Source organism: Streptomyces sp. NPDC051214 (assembly GCF_040682375.1).
In the GTDB taxonomy this organism is placed as follows: domain Bacteria; phylum Actinomycetota; class Actinomycetes; order Streptomycetales; family Streptomycetaceae; genus Streptomyces.
Genome location: NZ_JBFBAT010000021.1, coordinates 3,430 through 25,055 on the forward strand (window position 1 = coordinate 3,430; position 21,626 = coordinate 25,055).

General features: G+C 70.4%; 22 protein-coding genes and 1 tRNA gene. 8 read left to right on the forward strand and 15 right to left on the reverse strand.

The genetic code is table 11. The features are described from left to right. The first annotated feature begins 487 nt into the window (after positions 1 to 487). From AB0M70_RS38170 to AB0M70_RS38195, 6 genes are all read left to right on the forward strand, one after another. Positions 488 to 1,249 carry a response regulator transcription factor gene (locus AB0M70_RS38170; RefSeq protein ID WP_365827753.1) on the forward strand — a complete coding sequence of 254 codons (762 nt, stop codon included), beginning with the start codon at positions 488 to 490 and terminating at the stop codon, positions 1,247 to 1,249. Between the two features lie 20 nt (positions 1,250 to 1,269). Beyond that, positions 1,270 to 2,904: a HAMP domain-containing sensor histidine kinase gene (locus AB0M70_RS38175; RefSeq protein WP_365827754.1), complete on the forward strand. Its 1,635-nt coding sequence runs from the start codon at positions 1,270 to 1,272 to the stop codon at positions 2,902 to 2,904. Positions 2,905 to 2,930: 26 nt separating this feature from the next. Continuing rightward, positions 2,931 to 4,265: a bifunctional glycosyltransferase family 2/GtrA family protein gene (locus tag AB0M70_RS38180; protein ID WP_365827756.1), complete on the forward strand. Its 1,335-nt coding sequence runs from the start codon at positions 2,931 to 2,933 to the stop codon at positions 4,263 to 4,265. Beyond that, entirely contained in the window at positions 4,262 to 6,382 is a 2,121-nt protein-coding gene (locus AB0M70_RS38185; protein WP_365827758.1) for a glycosyltransferase family 39 protein, read from the forward strand. Before AB0M70_RS38180 ends, AB0M70_RS38185 begins: the two co-directional genes overlap by 4 nt. Positions 6,383 to 6,554: 172 nt before the next feature. Further along, positions 6,555 to 8,072: an MFS transporter gene (locus AB0M70_RS38190; protein ID WP_365827760.1), complete on the forward strand. Its 1,518-nt coding sequence runs from the start codon at positions 6,555 to 6,557 to the stop codon at positions 8,070 to 8,072. 96 nt (positions 8,073 to 8,168) lie between these two features. Further along, entirely contained in the window at positions 8,169 to 8,939 is a 771-nt protein-coding gene (locus AB0M70_RS38195) for a TetR/AcrR family transcriptional regulator (RefSeq protein ID WP_365827763.1), read from the forward strand. A 23-nt stretch (positions 8,940 to 8,962) separates the two neighbouring features. Here AB0M70_RS38195 and AB0M70_RS38200 read toward each other — a convergent pair whose 3' ends face one another. From AB0M70_RS38200 to AB0M70_RS38215, 4 genes are all read right to left on the reverse strand, one after another. Then, complete coding sequence (locus tag AB0M70_RS38200; RefSeq protein WP_365827765.1) at positions 8,963 to 9,424, reverse strand: PPOX class F420-dependent oxidoreductase; 462 nt, start codon at positions 9,422 to 9,424, stop codon at positions 8,963 to 8,965. 34 nt (positions 9,425 to 9,458) lie between these two features. Next, positions 9,459 to 10,277 (reverse strand): YceI family protein, encoded by an 819-nt coding sequence (locus AB0M70_RS38205; RefSeq protein WP_365827767.1) that lies wholly within the window; start codon positions 10,275 to 10,277, stop codon positions 9,459 to 9,461. Positions 10,278 to 10,464: 187 nt separating this feature from the next. Next, positions 10,465 to 12,993, reverse strand: a complete 2,529-nt coding sequence (locus AB0M70_RS38210) for an MFS transporter (protein WP_365827769.1) — start codon at positions 12,991 to 12,993, stop codon at positions 10,465 to 10,467. A gap of 14 nt (positions 12,994 to 13,007) precedes the next feature. Beyond that, positions 13,008 to 13,487: a MarR family transcriptional regulator gene (locus AB0M70_RS38215; protein WP_365827771.1), complete on the reverse strand. Its 480-nt coding sequence runs from the start codon at positions 13,485 to 13,487 to the stop codon at positions 13,008 to 13,010. 172 nt (positions 13,488 to 13,659) lie between these two features. Between AB0M70_RS38215 and AB0M70_RS38220 the strand changes: the two genes are divergently transcribed. Further along, on the forward strand, positions 13,660 to 13,863 hold the full coding sequence (locus AB0M70_RS38220) for a hypothetical protein (protein ID WP_365827773.1): 204 nt from the start codon (positions 13,660 to 13,662) through the stop codon (positions 13,861 to 13,863). 91 nt (positions 13,864 to 13,954) lie between these two features. Here AB0M70_RS38220 and AB0M70_RS38225 read toward each other — a convergent pair whose 3' ends face one another. The 9 genes from AB0M70_RS38225 to AB0M70_RS38265 all read right to left on the reverse strand — a co-directional run bounded on the left by AB0M70_RS38225 (position 13,955) and on the right by AB0M70_RS38265 (position 19,632). Continuing rightward, a complete protein-coding gene (locus AB0M70_RS38225) occupies positions 13,955 to 14,749 on the reverse strand; it encodes a hypothetical protein (protein WP_365827775.1) in 795 nt (264 codons plus the stop codon). Between the two features lie 107 nt (positions 14,750 to 14,856). Beyond that, positions 14,857 to 15,732 (reverse strand): RNA polymerase sigma factor SigF, encoded by an 876-nt coding sequence (locus AB0M70_RS38230; RefSeq protein ID WP_365827777.1) that lies wholly within the window; start codon positions 15,730 to 15,732, stop codon positions 14,857 to 14,859. A gap of 244 nt (positions 15,733 to 15,976) precedes the next feature. Beyond that, entirely contained in the window at positions 15,977 to 16,882 is a 906-nt protein-coding gene (locus tag AB0M70_RS38235; protein WP_365827779.1) for a SigB/SigF/SigG family RNA polymerase sigma factor, read from the reverse strand. A 236-nt stretch (positions 16,883 to 17,118) separates the two neighbouring features. Then, positions 17,119 to 17,412, reverse strand: coding sequence for a Dabb family protein (locus tag AB0M70_RS38240; protein ID WP_363210197.1), 294 nt, complete (start codon positions 17,410 to 17,412; stop codon positions 17,119 to 17,121). Positions 17,413 to 17,464: 52 nt separating this feature from the next. Continuing rightward, positions 17,465 to 17,644: a hypothetical protein gene (locus tag AB0M70_RS38245; protein WP_160505981.1), complete on the reverse strand. Its 180-nt coding sequence runs from the start codon at positions 17,642 to 17,644 to the stop codon at positions 17,465 to 17,467. Positions 17,645 to 18,031: 387 nt separating this feature from the next. After that, positions 18,032 to 18,116: transfer RNA gene (locus AB0M70_RS38250), tRNA-Ser, on the reverse strand. Between the two features lie 58 nt (positions 18,117 to 18,174). Beyond that, entirely contained in the window at positions 18,175 to 18,606 is a 432-nt protein-coding gene (tadA, locus tag AB0M70_RS38255) for a tRNA adenosine(34) deaminase TadA (protein WP_365827907.1), read from the reverse strand. 62 nt (positions 18,607 to 18,668) lie between these two features. Beyond that, positions 18,669 to 19,241, reverse strand: coding sequence for a hypothetical protein (locus AB0M70_RS38260; RefSeq protein WP_363210196.1), 573 nt, complete (start codon positions 19,239 to 19,241; stop codon positions 18,669 to 18,671). A gap of 205 nt (positions 19,242 to 19,446) precedes the next feature. Further along, positions 19,447 to 19,632 (reverse strand): hypothetical protein, encoded by a 186-nt coding sequence (locus tag AB0M70_RS38265; protein ID WP_363210195.1) that lies wholly within the window; start codon positions 19,630 to 19,632, stop codon positions 19,447 to 19,449. A gap of 141 nt (positions 19,633 to 19,773) precedes the next feature. Here AB0M70_RS38265 and upp point away from each other — a divergent pair, with 141 nt between their 5' ends. Beyond that, on the forward strand, positions 19,774 to 20,409 hold the full coding sequence (gene upp, locus AB0M70_RS38270) for a uracil phosphoribosyltransferase (protein ID WP_363210194.1): 636 nt from the start codon (positions 19,774 to 19,776) through the stop codon (positions 20,407 to 20,409). A gap of 3 nt (positions 20,410 to 20,412) precedes the next feature. Here upp and AB0M70_RS38275 read toward each other — a convergent pair whose 3' ends face one another. Together AB0M70_RS38275 and AB0M70_RS38280 are read right to left on the reverse strand one after the other, a co-directional pair. Next, a complete protein-coding gene (locus tag AB0M70_RS38275) occupies positions 20,413 to 21,060 on the reverse strand; it encodes a LytR C-terminal domain-containing protein (protein ID WP_365827783.1) in 648 nt (215 codons plus the stop codon). A gap of 182 nt (positions 21,061 to 21,242) precedes the next feature. After that, complete coding sequence (locus AB0M70_RS38280) at positions 21,243 to 21,539, reverse strand: type II toxin-antitoxin system VapB family antitoxin (protein ID WP_003955420.1); 297 nt, start codon at positions 21,537 to 21,539, stop codon at positions 21,243 to 21,245. Positions 21,540 to 21,626 lie beyond the last annotated feature (87 nt).

Genomic DNA, 21,626 nt, shown 5'->3' on the forward strand with positions numbered 1-21,626 from the left:
GAGCCCGGAGCCCGGAGCCCGGAGCCCGGAGCCCGGAGCCCGGAGCCCGGAGCCCGGAGCCCGGAGCCCGGAGCCCGGAGCCCGGAGCCCGGAGCCTAGGCCGGTGGCCGGTGGCCGGTGGCCGGTGCAGGTGGCCCGGGGCCGGGGAGCACGGGACCTGGCCGGTAGTTCTGGGCCGTAGCCCGAGCCGTAGCCCGACCCCGAGCCGTACCCCAGAGCCTGGGCCGGTGGCCGGTAGCCGGTAGCCGGTAGCCGGTAGCCGGTAGCCGGTAGCCGGTAGCCGGTAGCCGGTAGCCGGTAGCCGGTAGCCGGTAGCCGGTGCCGGTGCCGGTGCCGGTAGCCCGAACGCCCGGCCTCTGGCCCGCAGCCGGGCAGAACCCCGCAGCCGGCAGCACTCCGCAGCCCGCAGCACCCCGCACCCCCTTTCTCAGGGAATTCACAGGTTCCGGCAAGGGCCCTCTCAGGGCCGACCCGCAACCTGTACGGCATGACTACGACCTCGCCCCAGGGGCGTACCGAGATGTTCAGGGCCGACGGGAGTCCCGTCCGCGTGCTCGTCGTCGATGACGAGGTTTCGTTGACCGAGTTGCTCTCCATGGCCCTGCGCTACGAAGGCTGGCAGATCCGTAGCGCCGGGGACGGCGCCGGAGCCGTACGCGCCGCGCGGTCCTTCCGGCCCGATGCCGTCGTGCTCGACATGATGCTGCCGGACATGGACGGCCTCGCCGTCCTCGGGCGGCTGCGCCGTGAACTGCCCGACGTGCCCGTGCTGTTCCTCACCGCCAAGGACGCCGTCGAGGACCGCATCGCCGGGCTCACCGCCGGGGGCGACGACTACGTCACCAAGCCCTTCAGCCTGGAGGAGGTCGTGGCCCGGCTGCGCGGCCTCATCCGCCGGGCGGGGGCCGCCGACCGGCGCAGTGAGTCCGTCCTCGCCGTCGGGGATCTGACCCTCGACGAGGACAGTCATGAGGTGACGCGGGGCGGGGAGTCGATTCACCTCACCGCCACCGAGTTCGAGTTGCTGCGCTTCCTCATGCGCAATCCCCGCCGCGTGCTCAGCAAGGCGCAGATCCTGGACCGCGTGTGGAACTACGACTTCGGGGGCCAGGCCAACGTCGTCGAGCTCTACATCTCGTACCTCAGGAGGAAGCTCGACGCCGGTCGTGAGCCGATGATCCACACCCGGCGCGGCGCCGGATATCTGATCAAGGCCGCGCCCTCGACCGAGGTGGCCGCCGCCTCATGAAGCGATGAAGCGGTGAAGCGATGAAGCGGCGGCCGCAGCCGCGGTCTTTGCGGACGCGGCTCGTCGTCTCGGCCGTCGCGCTGATCGCCGTCGTCTGCGCGGTGATCGGCACGGTGACCACCATCGCGCTGCGCTCGCATCTGTACGAGCAACTGGACGGTTCGCTCGGCGCCGTGGCCATGCGTGCGTCGGGGCCGGTGCCCAAGCCGGGGGAGGACCTTCCCGGAGGCTTCTCCCAGGATTCGGGCGGCGATCCGTTGCGGTTCGTGTCCAAAGGGCCGCAGGAGATCGGCACCATCGGGGCCGTCGTCGAGGGTGATGGCTCTGTGGGGCAGGCGCTGGTCAGCAAGGACAGTGACAGCGGTGACGTGGTCCCGCAGACCGAGCAGCTCGACGCGGGGCAGTCGGACGCGCTCGGCTCGGTCCCGCGTGACGGGCGCGCGCACAACGTCGACATCCCGGGCCTCGGCGACTACCGCGTCGAGTACACGACCGGTCCGCACGGCGACTTCCTCGTCGGCGTCCCCACCGCCAAGGTGCAGAACACCCTCAACACGCTGATCATCGTCGAGGTCAGCGTCACCGCCGCGGGCCTGGTCGCCGCCTCGCTGGCCGGCGCCGCCATGGTCGGCGTCGCGCTCCGCCCGTTGCGCCGGGTCGCCGCGACCGCGACCCGGGTCTCCGAACTCCCGCTGCACAGCGGCGAGGTGACGCTGTACGAGCGGGTCCCCGACGCGGCGCCGAACACGGAGGTCGGCCAGGTGGGCGCCGCGCTCAACCGCATGCTCGACCACGTGCACTCCGCGCTGCACGCGCGCCAGGAGAGCGAGACGCGCGTACGCCAATTCGTCGCGGACGCCAGCCATGAGCTGCGTACGCCGCTGGCTTCGATTCGTGGCTATGCCGAACTGACGCGCAGGGGGCGGGAGTCCACCGGGCCCGACACCCGGCACGCCCTCGGGCGGATCGAGTCCGAGGCCCAGAGGATGACGGGGCTCGTGGAGGATCTGCTGTTGCTCGCCCGTCTCGACGAGGGGCGGGACGGCGGGCATTCCGCGACCTCCGGCCGCCCCGGAGCCAGACTGCCGCTCTCGTATGAGAGCACTGATCTCTCTCCGCTCGTCGTGGATACCGTGAGTGACGCGCGGGCCGCCGGGCCCGAGCACCACTGGGCCCTGGAGCTGCCGGACGAGCCCGCGCTCGTCCTCGCCGACCCGGCCCGCCTCCAGCAGGTCGTCGTCAATCTGCTGGCCAACGCCCGTACGCACACGCCCCCGGGCACCAAGGTCACCGCACGCGTACGGCGGGCAGGCCCGGACGTCTGCCCGGACGTCTCCCCGGACGTCTCCCCGGATGCCTGGCCGGTCGTCTGCCTGGAGGTCGAAGACAACGGTCCCGGTATCTCGCCCGCCCTCCTCCCCCACGTCTTCGAGCGCTTCGCCCGCGGCGACGCCTCGCGCTCCCGCAACGCGGGTTCCACCGGGCTCGGCCTCGCCCTCGTGCAGGCCATCGTCACAGCGCACGGCGGCGGTGTGACCGTGGACAGCGTGCCGGGGCGGACCGTCTTCACGGTGACGCTGCCTGCAGTGTCCGAGCAGGTCAGTGGCCCCGAGTGGCACTCACAGGCAGGGCACAGGCTCACCACACAGGCCTGACAGAGCAGTTGGCGAATGTCGGTGCCATGCAAACCGACTCTGCTTCGGGCGGTGCTTTCTCGGTCCCTCTGCCGGCCCGGGCCCACCTCCCCGCCGCCTGGCGCGATGTGCCCGTCCTGGACATCGTGATCCCCGTCTACAACGAGGAGAAGGATCTCGGGCCGTGCGTGCTGCGCCTGCACGACCACCTCGTACGCACCTTCCCCTACCCCTTCCGCATCACCATCGCGGACAACGCGTCCACGGACCGCACCCCCGAGGTGGCGGCGCGGCTCGCCGCGTCGAGCGAAGAGGTCCGCTACGCGCGCCTCGAGCAGAAGGGGCGCGGGCGGGCCCTGCGCGCCGTGTGGTCCGCCTCGGACGCCCCCGTCCTCGCCTACATGGACGTGGACCTGTCCACCGACCTGAACGCGCTGCTCCCGCTGGTGGCGCCGCTGATCTCCGGGCACTCCGACCTGGCGATCGGCTCCCGGCTCGCGCGCAGTTCGCGCGTGGTGCGCGGCCCGAAGCGGGAGTTCATCTCGCGCTCGTACAACCTCATCCTGCGCGGCTCCCTGCAGGCGCGTTTCTCCGACGCCCAGTGCGGGTTCAAGGCGATCAGGGGTGATGTGGCGGGGGTGCTGCTTCCGCTGGTCGAGGACACCGGGTGGTTCTTCGACACGGAGATGCTGGTGCTCGCCGAGCGCGCGGGCCTGCGCATCCACGAGGTGCCCGTCGACTGGGTCGACGACCCGAACTCGACGGTCCACCTGGTCAGGACGGCCACGGACGACCTCAAGGGGGTGTGGCGGGTCGGGCGCGCCCTCGCGGTCGGCGCGCTCCCACTCGACCGCCTCGCGCGCCCCTTCGGGGACGACCCGCGCGACCGGCAGCTGGCCGGTGTGCCGGGCGGTCTGGCCCGGCAGTTGGTCGGTTTCTGCGTGGTCGGCGCGCTCTCCACGCTCTTCTACCTGCTCCTGTACTCCGGCTTCCGCACGTTCTCGGGCTCGCAGGTGGCCAACGCGCTCGCCCTGCTCGTGTCGGCGGTCGCCAACACCGCCGCGAACCGGAGGCTCACCTTCGGGGTGCGCGGGCGTGATCGGGCGATGCGGCATCAGGCACAGGGGCTTGTGGTGTTCGCGATCGGCCTCGCCCTGACCAGCGGCTCGCTGGCCGCGCTCGGAGCGGCCTCCGGCAACCCGTCCCACTCCACGGAACTGGCCGTGCTGATAGCCGCCAACCTCGCGGCGACCGTGCTGCGGTTCCTGCTGCTCCGGGCCTGGGTCTTCCCGGACCGCCGCTCGGATCCGCCCCTGCCTTCGCCCGACGCCTCGTCCTCGTACGAGCTCACCTCCGCACACGACCCGAGGAATGCACGATGACGACGACTTCCCACGCGCCCGCGCCGCCACAGGCGGCGACGCACGGGCAAGCGCACCGGGGCCCTCGCACCCTCCCCACGCGGCTCTGGCGCGGACGCCCCGACGACCCCCGCTGGGCACGCCCCGCCTTCCTGGGCCTGCTGCTCGCGACCGCGGTCCTCTACTTCTGGAACCTCAGCGCGTCCGGCTACGCCAACTCCTTCTACTCCGCGGCCGTCCAGGCGGGCAGCCAGAGCTGGAAGGCGATGTTCTTCGGCTCGCTCGACGCGGGCAACGCGATCACCGTCGACAAGCCCCCGGCCGCGCTCTGGCCGATGGCCCTCTCCGTACGCCTCTTCGGCCTCAACTCCTGGGCCGTGCTCGCCCCGCAGGTGCTGATGGGCGTCGCGACGGTGGGTGTGCTCTACGCCGCCGTACGCCGTCGCTTCAGCCCCGCGGCCGGGCTGATCGCGGGCGCCGTGCTCGCGCTGACGCCCGTCGCCGCGCTGATGTTCCGGTTCAACAACCCGGACGCGCTGCTCGCGCTCCTGATGACGGTCACCGTGTACTGCGTCCTGCGAGCCCTGGAGCACGGCCGGACCAAGTGGCTGGTGTGGGCGGGCGTCGCGGTCGGACTCGCCTTCCTGGCCAAGACGCTGCAGGCGTTCCTGATCCTGCCGCCGCTCGCCGTCCTGTACGCGGTGTGCGCCCCCGTGCGGCTGCGCAAGCGCTTCGGTCAGCTGGCCCTCTCCGGGCTCGCGGTGATCGTCGCGGGCGGCTGGTGGGTCGCGATCGTGGAGCTGTGGCCCGCGTCGTCGCGCCCGTACATCGGCGGCTCGCAGAACAACTCCTTCCTTGAGCTGACCTTCGGCTACAACGGCCTCGGCCGCATCAACGGCGAGGAGACCGGCAGCGTCGGAGGGGGCGGCGGCCCCGGTGGCGGCGGGCAGTGGGGCGAGACCGGGCTCGGGCGGATGTTCAACTCCGAGGTCGGCGCCCAGATCTCCTGGCTGCTCCCGGCCGCGCTGATCCTGCTCGTCGGCGGCATCGTTCTCACCTGGAAGGCCCGCAGGACCGACACCACGCGCTCGGCGTTCGTGGCGTGGGGCAGTGCCCTGCTGATGACGGCGGCCGTCTTCAGCTTCATGGCGGGGATCTTCCACCAGTACTACACGGTCGCCCTCGCCCCCTACATCGCCGCCCTGATCGGCATGGGCGCCACGGTCCTCTGGGAGGAGCGGGCGAAGTGGTGGACGGGTGCGCTGCTCGGCGCGAGCGTCGCGGGCACGGCGTGGTGGGGGTACGTGCTGCTCGGCCGGAGCCCCGACTACCTGCCGTGGCTGCGCTGGGCGGTGCTGATCGGCGGCCTCGTGGGCGCGCTCGGCCTGCTGCTCGCGGCCAGGCTCGGGCGGCACCTCGCGCTGGCGGCGGTGGGGCTGAGCCTCGCCGCCTCGGTGGCGGGACCGGTCGCGTACACCTTCTCCACCGTGAACAGCGCGCACACCGGGTCGATCGTGACCGCGGGTCCTGCTTCGGCGGGCGGGATGGGCGGCGGTCCGGGCGGGGGCGGTCCTGGGGGTGGCCGTGGTGGCGGTGGCGGCGGTGGCGGCGGCGGGATGCAGCCGCCCGGCCAGCAGGGGCAGCAGGGTCAAAACGGCCAGGCTCCCGGAGGCCAGCAGAGCAAGCAACCGCAAGGCGGCTTCCCCGGTGGCGGCACCGCCGAGCGGGGCGGCATGCGCGGAGGCGGCGGCATGGGCGGGCTCCTCGACGGAGCCCAGGTCAGCGCCAAGGCGAAGAAGCTCCTGGAGGCGGACGCCGAGGACTACACCTGGGCGGCGGCAGCCATCGGCTCGCAGAACGCCGCGAGTTACCAACTCGCCACCGGCGACCCGGTGATGGCCATCGGCGGCTTCAACGGCAGCGACCCGTCCCCGACCCTCGCCCAGTTCAAGCAGTACGTGGAGGACGGGAAGATCCACTACTTCATCTCGGGCGGCGGCATGGGAGGCGGAGGCGGAGGCGGCATGGGCGGCGACAGCGGCACCTCCTCCAAGATCACCTCCTGGGTGGAGGACACCTTCGAGAAGGTCACGGTCGGCAGCGCGACGTTCTACGACCTGACCCAGCCCAAGAGCTGACGACCTGACCCAGCCCAAGAGCTGACGCGACCCGTACGGCGAGGGGCCGGCCGCCACCCGCGGCCGGCCCCTCACGCATGCCCGCCGGAAACTCTCTTGTACGCCGTACGGGAGACGCTCTACGGTGTACATCACACCCCACCCGTACACCGTATAAGCAGAAGGAGAGGGCATGACGGCAGCGACGACCGCCGAGTCCCCCACCGCCTCTCAAGGGCACCCGCAGCGCTGGCTGATCCTCGGCGTCATCTGCCTCGCTCAGCTCACCGTCCTCCTGGACAACACCGTCCTGAACGTCGCCATCCCCTCCCTCACCAAGGAACTGGACGCGTCCACGGCCGACATCCAGTGGATGATCAACGCCTACTCGCTCGTCCAGTCGGGCCTGCTGCTCACCGCGGGCAGCGCGGCCGACCGCTACGGCCGCAAGAAGATGCTCGTCGCGGGCCTGGCCCTCTTCGGGATCGGCTCGCTGGTCGCGGGCCTCGCCCAGTCCTCGTCGCAGCTCATCGCCGCACGGGCCGGGATGGGCGTCGGCGGCGCGCTTCTGATGACCACCACGCTCGCGGTGGTCGTCCAGATCTTCGACGACAGCGAGCGGATGAAGGCGATCGGCCTCTGGTCGACCGTCAACTCCCTCGGCTTCGCGCTCGGTCCGCTGATGGGCGGGGTCATGCTCAACCACTTCTGGTGGGGCGCGATCTTCCTGATCAACATCCCGGTCGCGCTCATCGGCCTCGTCGCCACGGTCAAGCTGGTCCCCGAGTCCAAGAACCCCCTGGGCGACCGCCCCGACCTGCTCGGCGCGCTGCTCTCCACCATCGGCATGGCCTCGATCGTGTACGCGATCATCTCCGGCCCCGAGCACGGCTGGACGTCGACGCAGGTCCTGGCGGCGGCCGCGGTGGGTGTCGTGGTCCTCGGCGTCTTCGTCGTCTGGGAGCTGCGCATCCCGCACCCGATGCTGGACATGCACTTCTTCCGCAACCAGCGCTTCATCGGCGCCGTCGCGGGCGCCATCCTGGTCGCCTTCGGCATGGGCGGCTCGCTGTTCCTGCTCACCCAGCACCTGCAGTTCGTGCTCGGGTACACGCCGTTGGAGGCGGGCCTGCGCACGGCGCCGCTCGCGGTGACCGTCGTCGCGCTCAACCTCACCGGTCTCGGCGCGCGGCTCCTGAAGAAGACCAGCACCCCCGCGACGATCGCCATCGGCATGAGCCTGCTCGCCGCGGGCCTCGCGGCGATCGCCGTGCTCGGCGGCGACAACTACGGCGGCATGCTGGCCGGTCTGATCGTGATGGGCGCGGGCATCGCGCTCGCCATGCCCGCCATGGCCAACGCGATCATGAGCGCCATCCCGCCGGAGAAGGCGGGCGTGGGCGCGGGCGTCAACGGGACGCTCGCGGAGTTCGGCAACGGTCTCGGCGTGGCCGTGCTCGGCGCTGTCCTGAACTCTCGCTTCGCCTCGCTCGTCACCGTCTCCGCGGTCTCGCTGCCCGCCGCGCTTGCCGCGGCGGGGTCGGACGCCGAACGCACCAGGATCGCCGACGCGTTCTCGTCCGGTCTGGAGACCAGTCAGCTGGTGGGCGCGGTGGCCGTGTTCCTCGGGGGCATGCTGGCAGCGGCGTTGCTGAAGCGTGCGGAGAGGGCAGACTCTGCGAAGACGGGCCCGTCCGCGGCGTCCGCATAGCATCGACGGACGGGCGACGGACTGGCTGATTCCGGTCTGTCGCCCGCTTCGGACCACCGGTACCAGTACAAGAGCTCAGGACCAGGAAGGTGCGCCATGGCGAAGGCAGCCGACCGCGCGAAGCGCCCCGCGCGGACCAGCGTCTGGCTGGAGGGCAAGGCCCCCCGGAACGGCGCGGGCCGCAGGAGTGATCAGCCGTCGGGCCTCGACCGGGAGCGCATCACCGAGGCCACGGTCCGCCTCCTGGACGAGGAGGGCCTCGCCAAGTTCTCCATGCGCCGCCTCGCGGCGGACCTGAACGTCACGGCGATGTCCGTGTACTGGTACGTCGACACCAAGGACGACCTCCTCGAACTGGCCCTGGACGCCGCCGCGGGGGAGATGGTCCTGCCCGACCCGGAGTCGGCCACGCCCGAACGGTGGCGCGACGCGCTGCGCGAACTGGCCGAGGAGTACCGGCGGTTGCTGGTCAGGCACGCCTGGGTGTCACCGCTGGTCGGCAACTTCCTGAACATCGGGCCGAACTGGATCAAGTTCGCCCTCGCCGTGCAGGAAGTGGTCCGCGGGACCGGCCTGCCCACGGAGAAGCAGGCCGGCGCGATCGCCGCGGTCTTCCAGTTCGTGTACGGATTCGGCACCGTGCAGGGCCACTACATCGCGCGGTGCGCGGCCGCCGGGCTCACGCCGGGGGAGTACTTCAGCCAGGCCATGGGTGCGGTGAGCGACCATCCGGGCATGGAGGAGACCCTGCACAGCTCCGCCGACATGATGAAGGCGCGGGGCGGGTCCACGGTCGAGGAGATGTGGGAGCTGGACTTCAAGGTCGCGCTCGACCTGCTGATCGCGGGCATCGAGGCGACCCTGTAGCCCCGTGGCCGAGCCTTGACCCGCTAGTCCTTGGGCGCCGGGAACCCTCCGGTGGCCACAGGGCCCCACCGCTCCGGGGTGACGCGGATGAGGGACTTGCCCTGCTTGACCATGGCCGCGCGGTACTCGTCCCAGTCCGGGTGCTCGCCGGAGATGTTCCGGAAGTACTCGACGAGGGGCTCGACCGACTCCGGGGAGTCGATGACCTCGGCCGTGCCGTCGATCTGGACCCACGGCCCGTTCCAGTCGTCGCTCAGCACGATGAGGCTGACCCGCGGATTCCGCTTGGCGTTGCGCGTCTTGGCCCGCTCCGGGTAGGTGGACACCACGATCCGGCCGGAGTCGTCGACCCCGCAGGTCAGGGGGGATCCCTGCGGGGTGCCGTCGGCACGGGCGGTGAGCAGGATCGCCCGGTGCCGGGGCCGGACGAAGTCCAGCAACTCGTCGAGGGAGACCGTGGTGTTGGTAGCGATGTTCGGTGCCATGACCGCACCCTAGGGCCCCTCCGGCCGCGGACGGCTAGACCTGCGGAAGCGAGTCGCCTTGCACGGCCTGGATGTCCAGCTCCACCCGCAGGGTGGTGCCGATCGCCGAGATGCCCGCCTGCACCACCTGGTTGTAGTTCATGGCGAAGTCCTCGCGGCGCAGCTCGGCCGTGGCCCGGAAGGCCGCGCGGGTGCCGCCCCAGGGGTCCGCCCCCGTACCGAGGTAGCTGAGGTCCAGGTCGACCGGGCGTACGACACCGTGCATCCGCAGCTCGCCGTGCACCGTCCAGCGGTCGGCGCCGGCGGGCGTGAGGCCGGTCGACCGGTAGACGAGCTCCGGGTACTGCTCGACGTCCAGGAAGTCCGGCGACTTCAGATGGCCGTCGCGCATGCCGTTGCCGGTGTCGATGGACGCCGACCTGATGACCGCCTCGACGCGTGACTTCTCGACGTCCTCGGCGATCTCCACGAGCCCCCCGAACTCGGTGAACCGGCCGTGCACACTGGTGATCCCCAGGTGCTGGGCGACCGCGCCCACGGTCGAGTGCGCCGGGTCGATGGTCCACGGTCCGGGCGGCGGCAGCTCCGTGCCGCCCTGCCGGGCGAGGACGATGCTGCCGACCTCGGCGCGGCCGCTCGCCGTGACGAGCGCGGTCGAGGCGACGGGCGCGTAGCCGACCGCGGTGACGATGACGGTGTACGGGCCGGGCGGCAGGTCCGTCGCGTCGCGCACGGCACCTTCCTGGTCCGCGGCCGCGCGCAGCACCTGCGCGCCGGTCATGTCGGTCAGGGTGACGACGGCGTGCGACACCGCCCACCCGTCACGCGTCCGGATCCGAGCGCTGAGTCCCATCCCGTTTTCTCCTTGCCAGAGCTCAAGAGCTCAAAAAGTCTCGACACGTCTCAAAAAGAGGGCGGCCCCCGGCGGTGGTGACACGGCCGTCCCCTGCCGTGTACGTCACCACCGACCCGGGGGCCCTTCCCACAACCGGCCCGTGCGCGCCCATCCGCTCGAAAGCGCGCGCACGGGCCGGGGTCAACTACTCGCCCGGGTGGGCGAGTTCGATGTCGTGGTCGCCGACACCTTCACCGGAGACGGTCAGGCCCGTCGCCACCGGCGGGTAACCGGTCGCGATGACCGTGTACTCGCCGCTGTCCAGGTCGGTGAAGGCGTACGCGCCGTCGGAGCCGGTGGTCGCGGTGGCGACGACGTTGCCCGCCGCGTCCACCAGCGTGACGCGGGCGTCGTTCAGCGGACCGCCCTTGGCGCGCACCGTGCCGAGCACCTGCGCACCGGCGTTCAGCTCGACCTCGACCCGGGTGACGCCGACCGCGCCGACCTCGACGGGCAGCGCCATCGGGCGGTGACCGGCGGCGTTCACCGCGATGGTGACCTGTCCGGGCACCAGCTCGGCGAAGGTGAACTCGCCCTGCTCACCGGTGAGCCCGGTGGCCAGGACGTCACCGCGGACGTCGGTCACGATGACCATGGCTCCCGCGACCGGCAGCTTGCCGTCGGAGGCCCGCACCACACCGCTGAGGCCGCTCGTGCCGCTCAGCAGGATGTCGTACGTCAGGGCCTCGTCGGAGACGACGATCGTGGAGGCCTGCGGCTGGAAGCCGTCGGCCGAAGCGATCAGCACGTACGAGCCGGCGCCGGGGGCGTCGACCGCGTAGGACCCGTCGCCCTGCGCGACCGCACGGCCGAGCTGGCGTCCCCCGAGGGAGATCAGCGTGACCGCGGCCCGCGGGACCGGGGTGCTCTCCGCGCCGCGGACGAAGCCGCGGACCGGGGTGCCGCCGAAGGTCTGCAGCGGAGTCTCACCGGCAGCCGCGGAGGCGACCGCCGCGAGCTTCTGCGTGCCTTCGGGGCCCGCCTCGGTGTGCGCGCCGACGGAGGCGAGGACCGGCTGCTCGGCAGCGGCCGCGGCGGCCGACGGAGTGGCGGCCGGAGCGTCGGCGTCCGAGGACTCGGTGGCCTGGGCCAGCGCACCCGACGTACGCAACGGAACCTCCTTGATGAAGATCGTGATGAGGAAGGCGAGGAACGCCAGCGGCGCGGCGATCAGGAAGACGTCGGCGATGCCGTGCCCGTAGGCGCTCTCCATGACCGTGCGGAACGGAGCCGGGAGCTTGTCCAGGTCCGGGATGGCGCCGCCACCCGTGCCGCCGTGACCCGCCTGCGCGGCCTTGGGGCCGAGGTCGGCCAGGCCGTCCTTCACGTAGTCGGTGATGCGGGTCGCCATCACGGCGCCGAGCGCCGAGACGCCGATGGCGCCACCGAGGGAACGGAAGAAGGTGACGACCGAGCTCGCGGAGCCGAGGTCCTCGGGAGCGACCTGGTTCTGCGTGGCGAGCACGAGGTTCTGCATCATCATGCCGATGCCGAGACCCATCAGGGCCATGAAGATCGCGATGTGCCAGTACTCGGTGTCGTACCGCATGGTGCCGAGCAGGCCGAGGCCCGCGGTCAGGAGCGCACCGCCGGCGACCAGCCAGACCTTCCACTTGCCGGTCTTGGTGATGATCTGCCCCGACACCGTCGAGGAGATGAACAGGCCACCGATCATCGGGATCGTCATGACGCCGGACATCGTCGGCGACTTGTCGCGCGCCAGCTGGAAGTACTGGCTGAAGAACACCGTGCCCGCGAACATGCCGACACCCACGAAGAGCGAGGCGAGCGAGGCGAGGGTGATGGTGCGGTTGCGGAAGAGGCGCAGCGGGATGATCGGCTCGCTCGCCTTGGACTCGACGAGCAGGAAGAGCAGGCCGAGGACGATCGAACCGCCGACCATGGCGCCGGTCTGCCAGGACATCCAGTCGTACTTGTCACCCGCGAAGGTCACCCAGACCAGGAGCAGGCAGACGGCCGCGGTGATGAAGAAGGCGCCGCCCCAGTCGACCTTGACGTCCCGCTTCACGACGGGGAGCTTCAGGGTCTTCTGCAGGACGATCAGGGCGATGATCGCGAAGGGCACGCCGACGTAGAAGCACCAGCGCCAGCCCAGCCACGAGGTGTCGGTGATGACACCGCCGAGCAGCGGGCCGCCGACGGTGGCGACGGCGAAGGTCGCGCCGAGGTAGCCGGAGTAGCGGCCGCGCTCGCGCGGGGAGATCATCGCGGCCATCACGATCTGCGCGAGGGCGGAGAGACCGCCCACGCCGATGCCCTGCACGACACGGCAGGCGATCAGCATCTCGGGGCTCTGCGAGAGACCCGCGACGATCGAACCGCCGACGTAGATGATCAGGGCTATCTGGACCAGGGCCTTCTTGCTGAAGAGGTCCGACAGCTTGCCCCACAGGGGCGTGGTCGCCGTCATCGCCAGGAGCGAGGCGGTGACGACCCAGGTGTAGGCGGACTGGCCGCCGCCCAGGTCGCCGATGATTTCAGGCAGGGCGTTGGAGACGATCGTCGACGACAGGATCGCGACGAACATGCCGAGCAGCAGGCCGGAGAGGGCCTCCATGATCTGACGGTGTGTCATCGGAGCGCCGGCGTCGTGGGACGCCGCTCCGTGCTTGGCGTGGCTGCCCCGCACACCGGATGGTGTGGTTGTTGCCATGGGCTTCCTCTTCGTTACGCGGGTGTACGGGTGGTCTCTTCCAGGGGGAGCCGGGCCGAAGCCGCGCGGCAGTCCCCGAAGCTGTCGCGCAGTCGCGCGAGCAGCGTGCTGAGCTGGACGACCTCGTCGTCTGACCAGTCATGCAAGTAGTGGGTGAGTGTCCTGATGGACAGGTCGGACAGCTCGTTGACCTTTGCCTTGCCCTCGGGGGTCAGGCGCAGGATCCGGGAGCGTTTGTCGGCGGGGTCGGGATCCCGCAGGATCCACTTCTTCTCCGCGACATGGGCCACGTGCCGGCTGGTCACCGACATGTCGACGGCGAGCAGCTCGGCGAGCCTGCTCATCCGCATCTCTCCGTGCCGGTCGAGCAGGATGAGTACGGCGGCGGACCCGCCGGGGCAGTCGTGCGGCAAGCCTCTGCCGAGGCCACGCTTCACGGCACCGATGGCGCTGAGCTGTCGGGCCAGCTCCTCGTAATGACGCTGCGCGGCCACGGCACCTCCTATGTTGTTGCTTAGGGCAACCATAGAGACAGTTGGTTGCCGCAGGCAAACTAAAACTGGACCAACCCCCTAAAGAGTCGGCAAAGGTCTGGGACCGCGCTCGTAAAGTCCGTGGTCAGCGGGGGTTGGGCGGACCCCCGCTGATTCGCTAGGGTCCTGCGCTATGGCACACAACCCCCAGGGCCCCCAGAACACCCCCGACCCCGCCGGCAGCACGCAGATGTTCCGCGCCTTCGTCGACGAGTCCCCGCAGGGCCGCGCCCAGCAGCCGGCGACCGCGTCCGCGGGCCCGCGCGTCGGCCTGATCATCGGCGTCGTCCTCGCGATCGTGGTGATCGCGGGGGTGGCTTGGCTGGCGCTGAAGTAAGAGACGACCCGAGGAGCGCCCCGGAGGGGCGCTCCAGGGGCGCGGGGAACTGCGCGACCAGCCACGACGGACCCGCAGAAGGTGTAGAAACCTACTTCCAGTCCACGGAGACGTCCCGCGTCTCCACATGCATCCCCAGCGGCACCCGCCAGGCCTCCACACACACAGGCCAGGTCTTCTTCACGGTCTCCCCCGCACCGATGGGTGCGGGAAGCTTCTCCGTGGATTCAAGCGTGGCCCAGTCGACCCCGAGCGCACCGATGACATGCGTACCGAAGGTGACCGTGCCGGAGCGCACCGGCGATCCGCCGGTGTTCCGGAAGGAGACGGTCACTTTCTCGCACCAACGATCGGCGGCAGGCTTCCGCTGAGGCTCACCGACGCTGAGCTTCGCGGGCCCGCTGGGCTCACTGGAGCCACCGGGCGCGGAGGGAGAGCCACTCGGGCCTCCAGAGGCACCAGAGGCCCCGGAGCCCTCAGAGCGCCCCGCTGAGCCGCTTCCGGAACTGCTCTCCGTACGACCGGACTTGGCGCCGTCAGCCGGGGAGTCACTGCTGCCAGAGGCGGCCGGAGAGCCGGAACTGGCCTCGTCGGCAGCAGACTTGCTGGAGGAATCGCTGGAAGAGCCGTCGGCGCCGGGATCCGACGGCTCGGAGCCGTCACGCCTGTCGTCGCCCTTGCCGGGAGGCGACTCGCCGTCCAAGGGAACCAACTCCACGTCCCCGGTGGGGGCGACACCCTGCCCCGGCGCCCGCTCAGGGCCCGCGGCAGCAGGCCCCGTGGCCACATAGCCGTCGCCGTCCCCGCCTCCGCAGGCCGCGAGGAGCCCGCCCAGGCACAGGGCAGCCGTAGACGCACTCAGTACGTTCCGCATGCCACGTCGCATCGCGCAAGTGTGGCTGACGGGTCATCAATTAGGAACCCCGTCAGCAACAGTCGCACCGACGCAACTCCGGTCCCCCTGCGGCGCCTTGAGCCACAGGGGGAGTGCCGTCAGTCCGCGATCAGCCCTTCCCGCAGCTGCGAGAGAGTCCGGGTGAGAAGCCGGGACACGTGCATCTGCGAGATGCCGACCTCCTCGCCGATCTGCGACTGCGTCATGTTCGCGAAGAAGCGCAGCATGATGATGCGGCGCTCGCGCGGCGGGAGCTTGGCGAGCAGCGGCTTGAGCGACTCGCGGTACTCGACGCCTTCGAGGGCGCTGTCCTCGTACCCCAGGCGGTCCGCGAGGGAGCCCTCGCCGCCGTCGTCCTCGGGGGCCGGGGAGTCGAGCGAGGAGGCGGTGTACGCGTTCCCGACGGCCAGGCCGTCGACCACGTCCTCCTCGGACACCCCGAGCGCCTTGGCGAGTTCGGGCACGGTCGGCGAGCGGTCGAGCCGCTGCGCGAGCTCGTCGCTCGTCTTCGTCAGCGCGAGCCGCAGCTCCTGGAGACGGCGCGGGACGCGCACCGACCAACTGGTGTCACGGAAGAAGCGCTTGATCTCGCCGACGACCGTCGGCATCGCGAACGTCGGGAATTCCACGCCCCGTTCGCAGTCGAAGCGGTCGATCGCCTTGATCAGGCCGATCGTGCCGACCTGGACGATGTCCTCCATCGGTTCGTTCCGGCTGCGGAAGCGCGCGGCTGCGTACCGGACGAGGGGGAGGTTGAGCTCGATCAGCGTGTCTCTGACGTAGACACGCTCGGGGCTGTCCTGGTCGAGCGCGGCGAGCCGCAGGAACAGGGAGCGGGACAGGGTGCGGGTGTCGATGGCTCCGGAAGCCCCGGAAACTACTGAACTCACCAGCGCGTCAGGCGCTGCTTCGCTCGGCGCTGATGCGCTCTTCGTGAGCGTGAGCACCTTCGAGCTGCCCTGGTCTGCGGACATGCCACCCCCTTGAGGTCGCGGACGGTCGCGGCGGACGTTCCCGTCGGAGGAACGCAGCCTCCACCTGAATACCGGACGTGGGGCTCCGGCAAACGCGGTTCCAGCAGAATGTCACATGTCGGCAACACGCTGTAGTTACATGTCGACAAAGAAGGGTGACATCGATGCAGGAAAGAGGGGGTCTGCGGCATTTCTGCGCGCGAGATCGTCGGGAACCGCCTTCGGGGCAGTCCACTCGTTACGGTTACGCCTCGATACGGTTTGCGGATCGAAGTCGCGCGAAGCTTCTGGCCAGCAGTCTTGACACATGCATCTGAGAAACGCCCAATTCGGCGCTGATCTGTGATTGCGTCAGATTGCTGTAGTAGCGAAGCAGCAGGATGCGCTGTTCACGCTCGGGCAGTTGGACGAGAAGATGGCGGACGAGATCGCGGTGCTCGACGCCGTCGAGTGCCGGGTCCTCATAGCCGAGCCGGTCGAGCAGTCCGGGCAGACCGTCGCCCTCCTGGGCCGCCTCCAGCGACGTCGCGTGGTACGAACGTCCGGCCTCGATGCAGGCCAGGACCTCCTCCTCGGTGATCCGCAGCCGCTCGGCGATCTCGGCGGTCGTGGGCGAGCGCCCGTGGGTCGTGGTGAGGTCCTCGGTCGCCCCGGTCACCTGCACCCACAGCTCGTGAAGACGGCGCGGCACATGGACCGTTCGTACGTTGTCGCGGAAGTACCGCTTGATCTCGCCGACCACGGTGGGCATCGCGAAGGTCGGGAACTGCACGCCGCGCTCGGGGTCGAAGCGGTCGATGGCGTTGATCAGACCGATCGTGCCGACCTGGACGACGTCCTCCATCGGCTCGTTGCGGCTGCGGAAGCGGGCGGCGGCGTACCGCACCAGGGGCAGGTTGGCCTCGATGAGCGCACCGCGGACGCGGCCGTGCTCGGGGCTGCCCGGCTCCAGGCCCTTGAGCTGGCCGAACAGCACCTGCGTCAGGGCCCGGGTGTCGGCTCCCCTGCTGCTGGGGGTGCTGGGGGCCGGCTGCGTGTCCTGGAGGGCCGGGGCGTTCTGGGGGCCGGCGGCGCTCTGCGCGCCAGGTGGAGCGGGGCTGCTCGCCTGCGGGGTCACGGGTGGTGCTTCGGGCGCAGTACTGGCCGGCACGGTCAACGCCACCCCTTCTCGGTCAAGCCAAGTCAAGTCCTGTCGAGCTCAGTCAAGATCAGTCGACCTTCGTCAACTCATCCGTCAAAAGCGGTCATAGCATCACAAGACATGTGCACTGTGTGCAAGCACCCGATAACTACGTGTTGTGGGCCAAGTTGGGCCATAAGACGCAGAAAAGCCCCTCACCGTTCCGGTGAGGGGCCGCTTCGGGCGGGGGCGCTGAGCCGGGTGGCTCAGTACTCGTAGTCGGCGATCACCCACGTGGCGAACTCCCGCCACAGCGCGACGCCCGCCTGGTGGGCCGGGTGCTCGATGTACCGCTTCAGCGCATCGGTGTCCTCGACCGCCGAGTTGATGGCGAAGTCGTACGCGATGGGCCGGTCGGTGATGTTCCACTCGCACTCCCAGAACGCCAGCTCCGGGATCTGCTCGCCGAGCGCGCGGAAGGCCTTGACGCCCTCGACGACGCGCGGCTCGTCGCGCTCCACACCGTCGTTGAGCTTGAAGAGGACCAGATGGCGGATCATGCGCACTCCTGGGAAGCGGGGAGAGGAGGGTGGGGACGGCGGGCCGAGCCGCTCAGTCCTTGCCTCCGTTGGCGACCCACGTCATGAAGTCCCCGATGCTCTGAGCGGCGTCCGAAACCGCCTCGAAGCCTATCTGGACGTAGTCCGCGGCCTTGGCGGGGTCAGTGATGATCACGTAGAGCATGAAGACGACGAGCGCGAAGAGCCCGATCTTTTTCCACTGCACCGCCATGCTCTCGGCCTCCCCTTACCTGCTGCGCTCTGTGGCCCCTGTGACGGCGGTGAGTCTAACCCGGCCCGTGCTCACAAGGTCTTTAAGGACCAACGGCCCGGCAGCAGAGGCCCTTTGCCGTGCCGCTCCCGGTTGCGCCGGGCGGAGGATGGGTGCTGTGCCCGGCGGATCTGGCAGGAATCCGCGGGCAAGGGACTGGCCCCACTGCGGGGTCACGCGCCGTCGGCTTCCCCCCGGAAGACGGCGCTGGCTTAGGGGTTCCAGTCCTCATCGGGGGGAGCGGCTTGTCCCCCCGATGCCGCTCCCCCCGTCCAGACACCCCGCCCTTGAACCACTTCCTGAACGACGAAAGCCCCGTCCTCGCGGACGGGGCTTTCGTTTCAAGAGCGGTAGCGGTGGGATTTGAACCCACGGTGAGTTTCCCCACACTCGCTTTCGAGGCGAGCTCCTTCGGCCGCTCGGACACGCTACCGAGAGGAACTCTAGCCCAAAGAGGGCCGTGGTCAGAAATCCGTATCCCGGAAGACCTCTCAGCGCTCCCGGAAGAAGCGGGTGAGCATCCCCGCGGTCTCTTCCGCGAGCACGCCCTCAATCACCTCGGGCCGGTGATTGAGCCTCCTGTCGCGTACGACGTCCCACACGGAACCCGCGGCGCCCGCCTTCTCGTCACGCGCTCCGTAGACGACCCGGTCGACCCGAGACTGGACGAGCGCGCCCGCGCACATCGTGCAGGGCTCCAGGGTCACCACCAGCGTGCAGCCGGTGAGCCGCCACTCCCCGAGCGCGGCCGCGGCCCGGCGGACGGCGAGCACCTCCGCGTGTGCCGTCGGGTCGCCGGTCGCCTCGCGTTCGTTGTGCCCCGACGCGAGCACCGTCGTGCCGTCCGGGGACAGCACGACGGCGCCGACGGGCACGTCGCCGCCCTGTGCGGCCAGTTCGGCCTCGGCCAGGGCGAGACGCATGGCGGCCCGCCAGCGGTCGCGCACGGGATCGGCTTCTCGCCCGGTTTCGGTCACACCTGAACCTAACGGACGGCCTCGAGCACCTCCGCCGCCCCGAGGATCTCGGCGATGTCGCTGAGCGCGTCACCGGGCTCCAGACCGAGCAGATCCTTCTCGGGCACGCCGAGGTCGGCCATCAGCTCGGAGTCGCCGAGGGGCCCCGCGGGCACCGCGTCGCCCGAGGCGTCCCCCGGTTCGTCGTCAGCGGCGGAATCGGGGGCGGCGTCGGAGCCGGCGGGTTCGCCGTCCTCCGTGCCGTCCAGGTCGAGGGCGTCCAGATCGACGCCCGGATCGTCGTTGCCCGGCTCGCGGCCGAGCATCTCGTCGGTGAGCAGGATCTCGCCGTACGAACTCCGGGCGGCCGCGGCCGCGTCCGAGACGTAGATACGAGGGTCCTCCTCACCGTCCACGCGGACGACGCCGAACCAGGCGCCCTCCTGTTCGATGAAGACGAGGACGGTGTCGTCCTCAGCGCTCCCGGCCGTGGCTTCACGGGCCAGGTCGGCGAGATCCGACAGGGTCTCCACATCGTCGAGCTCCGTGTCGCTCGCTTCCCACCCGTCTTCGGTGCGCGCGAGCAGTGCGGCGAAGTACACCGTGACTCTCCCACTGGTCATAGACAGTGCCGGTTGACGGTTTGGGTGTCCCCCCGGCGAGTTCGGGGAGCGGGGGAGTTGCTGTTCCAAGCCCCGCCCACTCGGAATCGTGGCAGAAACCACGGCCTGAGGAGAGGTCTTCCGCCCGCTGTGTCCGCGTCGCGTCTCCCGGACAGCTCCCCGACGCCTGCGTGAGAGGTGGCCGCTACCAGCGGAACGTGCGCATACGCATCTGCTGACGCATGCGTGCCGCCCGGGCGCGGCGCGGCTTCACCCGGTCGCGGAGCTCAAGGGCCTCGGCCCTTTCGCGCAGGAACTGGGCACGCCGGCGCCCGCGCTCGGCTTCGGTCTCGCGGTCCGGCTCTCGGCCGCCGGGCTCTCTGTCCGGCATGGGCAACACCACCCCAGGTCGTACGTCCACTTTCCCCCGTACGGCGGGTTTGATGCCAGCGCGAGCTGTCGCGGGGCCTCGGCGGAGGCGGCCGCGACGAGGGGAGACCAGGTGGTCCCGGGCGCGGTTACCGTTGACGGCATGCGTATCCACGTCGTCGACCACCCGCTGGTGGCGCACAAACTCACCACGCTGCGCGACAAGCGCACCGACTCCCCTACCTTCCGGCGCCTCGCCGACGAGCTGGTCACCCTGCTCGCGTACGAGGCCACCCGGGACGTGCGCACCGAGCAGGTCGACATCGAGACCCCGGTCACCCCGACGACCGGCGTCAAGCTGTCGCACCCGCGCCCCCTGGTGGTGCCGATCCTGCGCGCCGGGCTCGGCATGCTGGACGGCATGGTGCGGCTCCTGCCGACCGCCGAGGTGGGCTTCCTCGGGATGATCCGCGACGAGGAGACCCTGCAGGCGTCGACGTACGCGACGCGCATGCCGGAGGACCTCTCCGGGCGTCAGGTGTACGTCCTCGACCCGATGCTGGCCACCGGTGGCACGCTCGTCGCGGCCATCCAGGAACTGATCAAGCGCGGCGCCGACGATGTCACCGCCGTGGTGCTCCTCGCCGCGCCCGAGGGCGTCGAGATCATGGAGCGTGAGCTCGCGGGCACGCCGGTGACGGTCGTGACGGCGTCGGTGGACGAGCGGCTCAACGAGAACGGCTACATCGTCCCGGGCCTCGGCGACGCCGGGGACCGGATGTACGGGACCGCGGAGTAGCGTTCAGCAGTCCTTTTTGCCGTTGGACGCCGAGGGCGCCGGCTTGGGCTCGGCGAGTACCGCCAGAGCCTTGTCGGCGTCCTCTTTCTTTGCCAGATCCTTGAACTTCGTGCCCAGGATGAGGTCGACCTCGCCGCTCTTGCGGGCGTCGGCCTTGCTCTCGGTGCCCGCGAGCTGCGTGCCGAGCACCGGCAGCGCGGTGTCCGTGGCGGTCTTGGCGCCGAGCAGTATCCCGGTGCCCTTGACCTTCTTGTCGTACTCCTTGGGCGCGTTGTCCACCTTGCCGATGGCGAAGCCGCGCTTCTTGAGCTCGGCCGCCACGTCCTTGGCGAGGCCGGAGCGGGGCGTGGCGTTGTAGACGTTGACCTTGACCTCGCCCGGCTTGGGCAGCGCCTTGGGGGCGGCCTGCTCGGCCGAGGGGGCGGGCTTGGCCGCGCAGCCGCTGCGCGCGCTCGCCGCGGTGGCCTTGTCGCCGCCCGTGAAGACATCGATGAGCTGCAGTGTTCCCCAGCCGATCAGGCCGACCGCCACGACGGACGCGACCACCGCGAGCACGAGCCTGCGGCGGCCGCGGGGCCGGCGCATTCGCGGGTACTTGGCCCCCGTGATGCGGTACTTGCCGCCCATGCCGGGGGGAGTGAGCATGCTCATGGGCGCAGCGTAGTGCGACGACGCCGCGATGCCTACTAAATGATCATTGGCTTGGGCGCAGTCCAACCCGAAAGGGCCAATGAGGGTGTGGGCACGGGTGTGGGTGCGGGCACGGGTGTGCACGTGAGGTGGGCACGCGTGTGACACGCGTGCCCGTTGTCACGGCTGTGTGTGTGCCGCCGTCAGCCCAGTTCGAGTACGCGGGCGTGCAGCACCTGGCGCTGCTGGAGCGCCGCGCGGACCGCGCGGTGCAGTCCGTCTTCCAGGTACAGGTCGCCCTGCCACTTCACCACGTGCGCGAACAGGTCGCCGTAGAACGTCGAGTCCTCCGCGAGGAGTGTCTCCAGGTCCAGCTGGCCCTTGGTCGTCACGAGCTGATCGAGGCGGACCGGGCGCGGCGCGACGTCCGCCCACTGCCGGGTGCTTTCCCGGCCGTGGTCGGGGTACGGCCGGCCGTTTCCGATGCGCTTGAAGATCACACGGAAAGCCTACCGGGCAAGGCTCTCCGGGCGCAGCCATGGAGACGCAGTGCGACTCTGGGAAAAGCCGCCGGATATCGGGGCAAA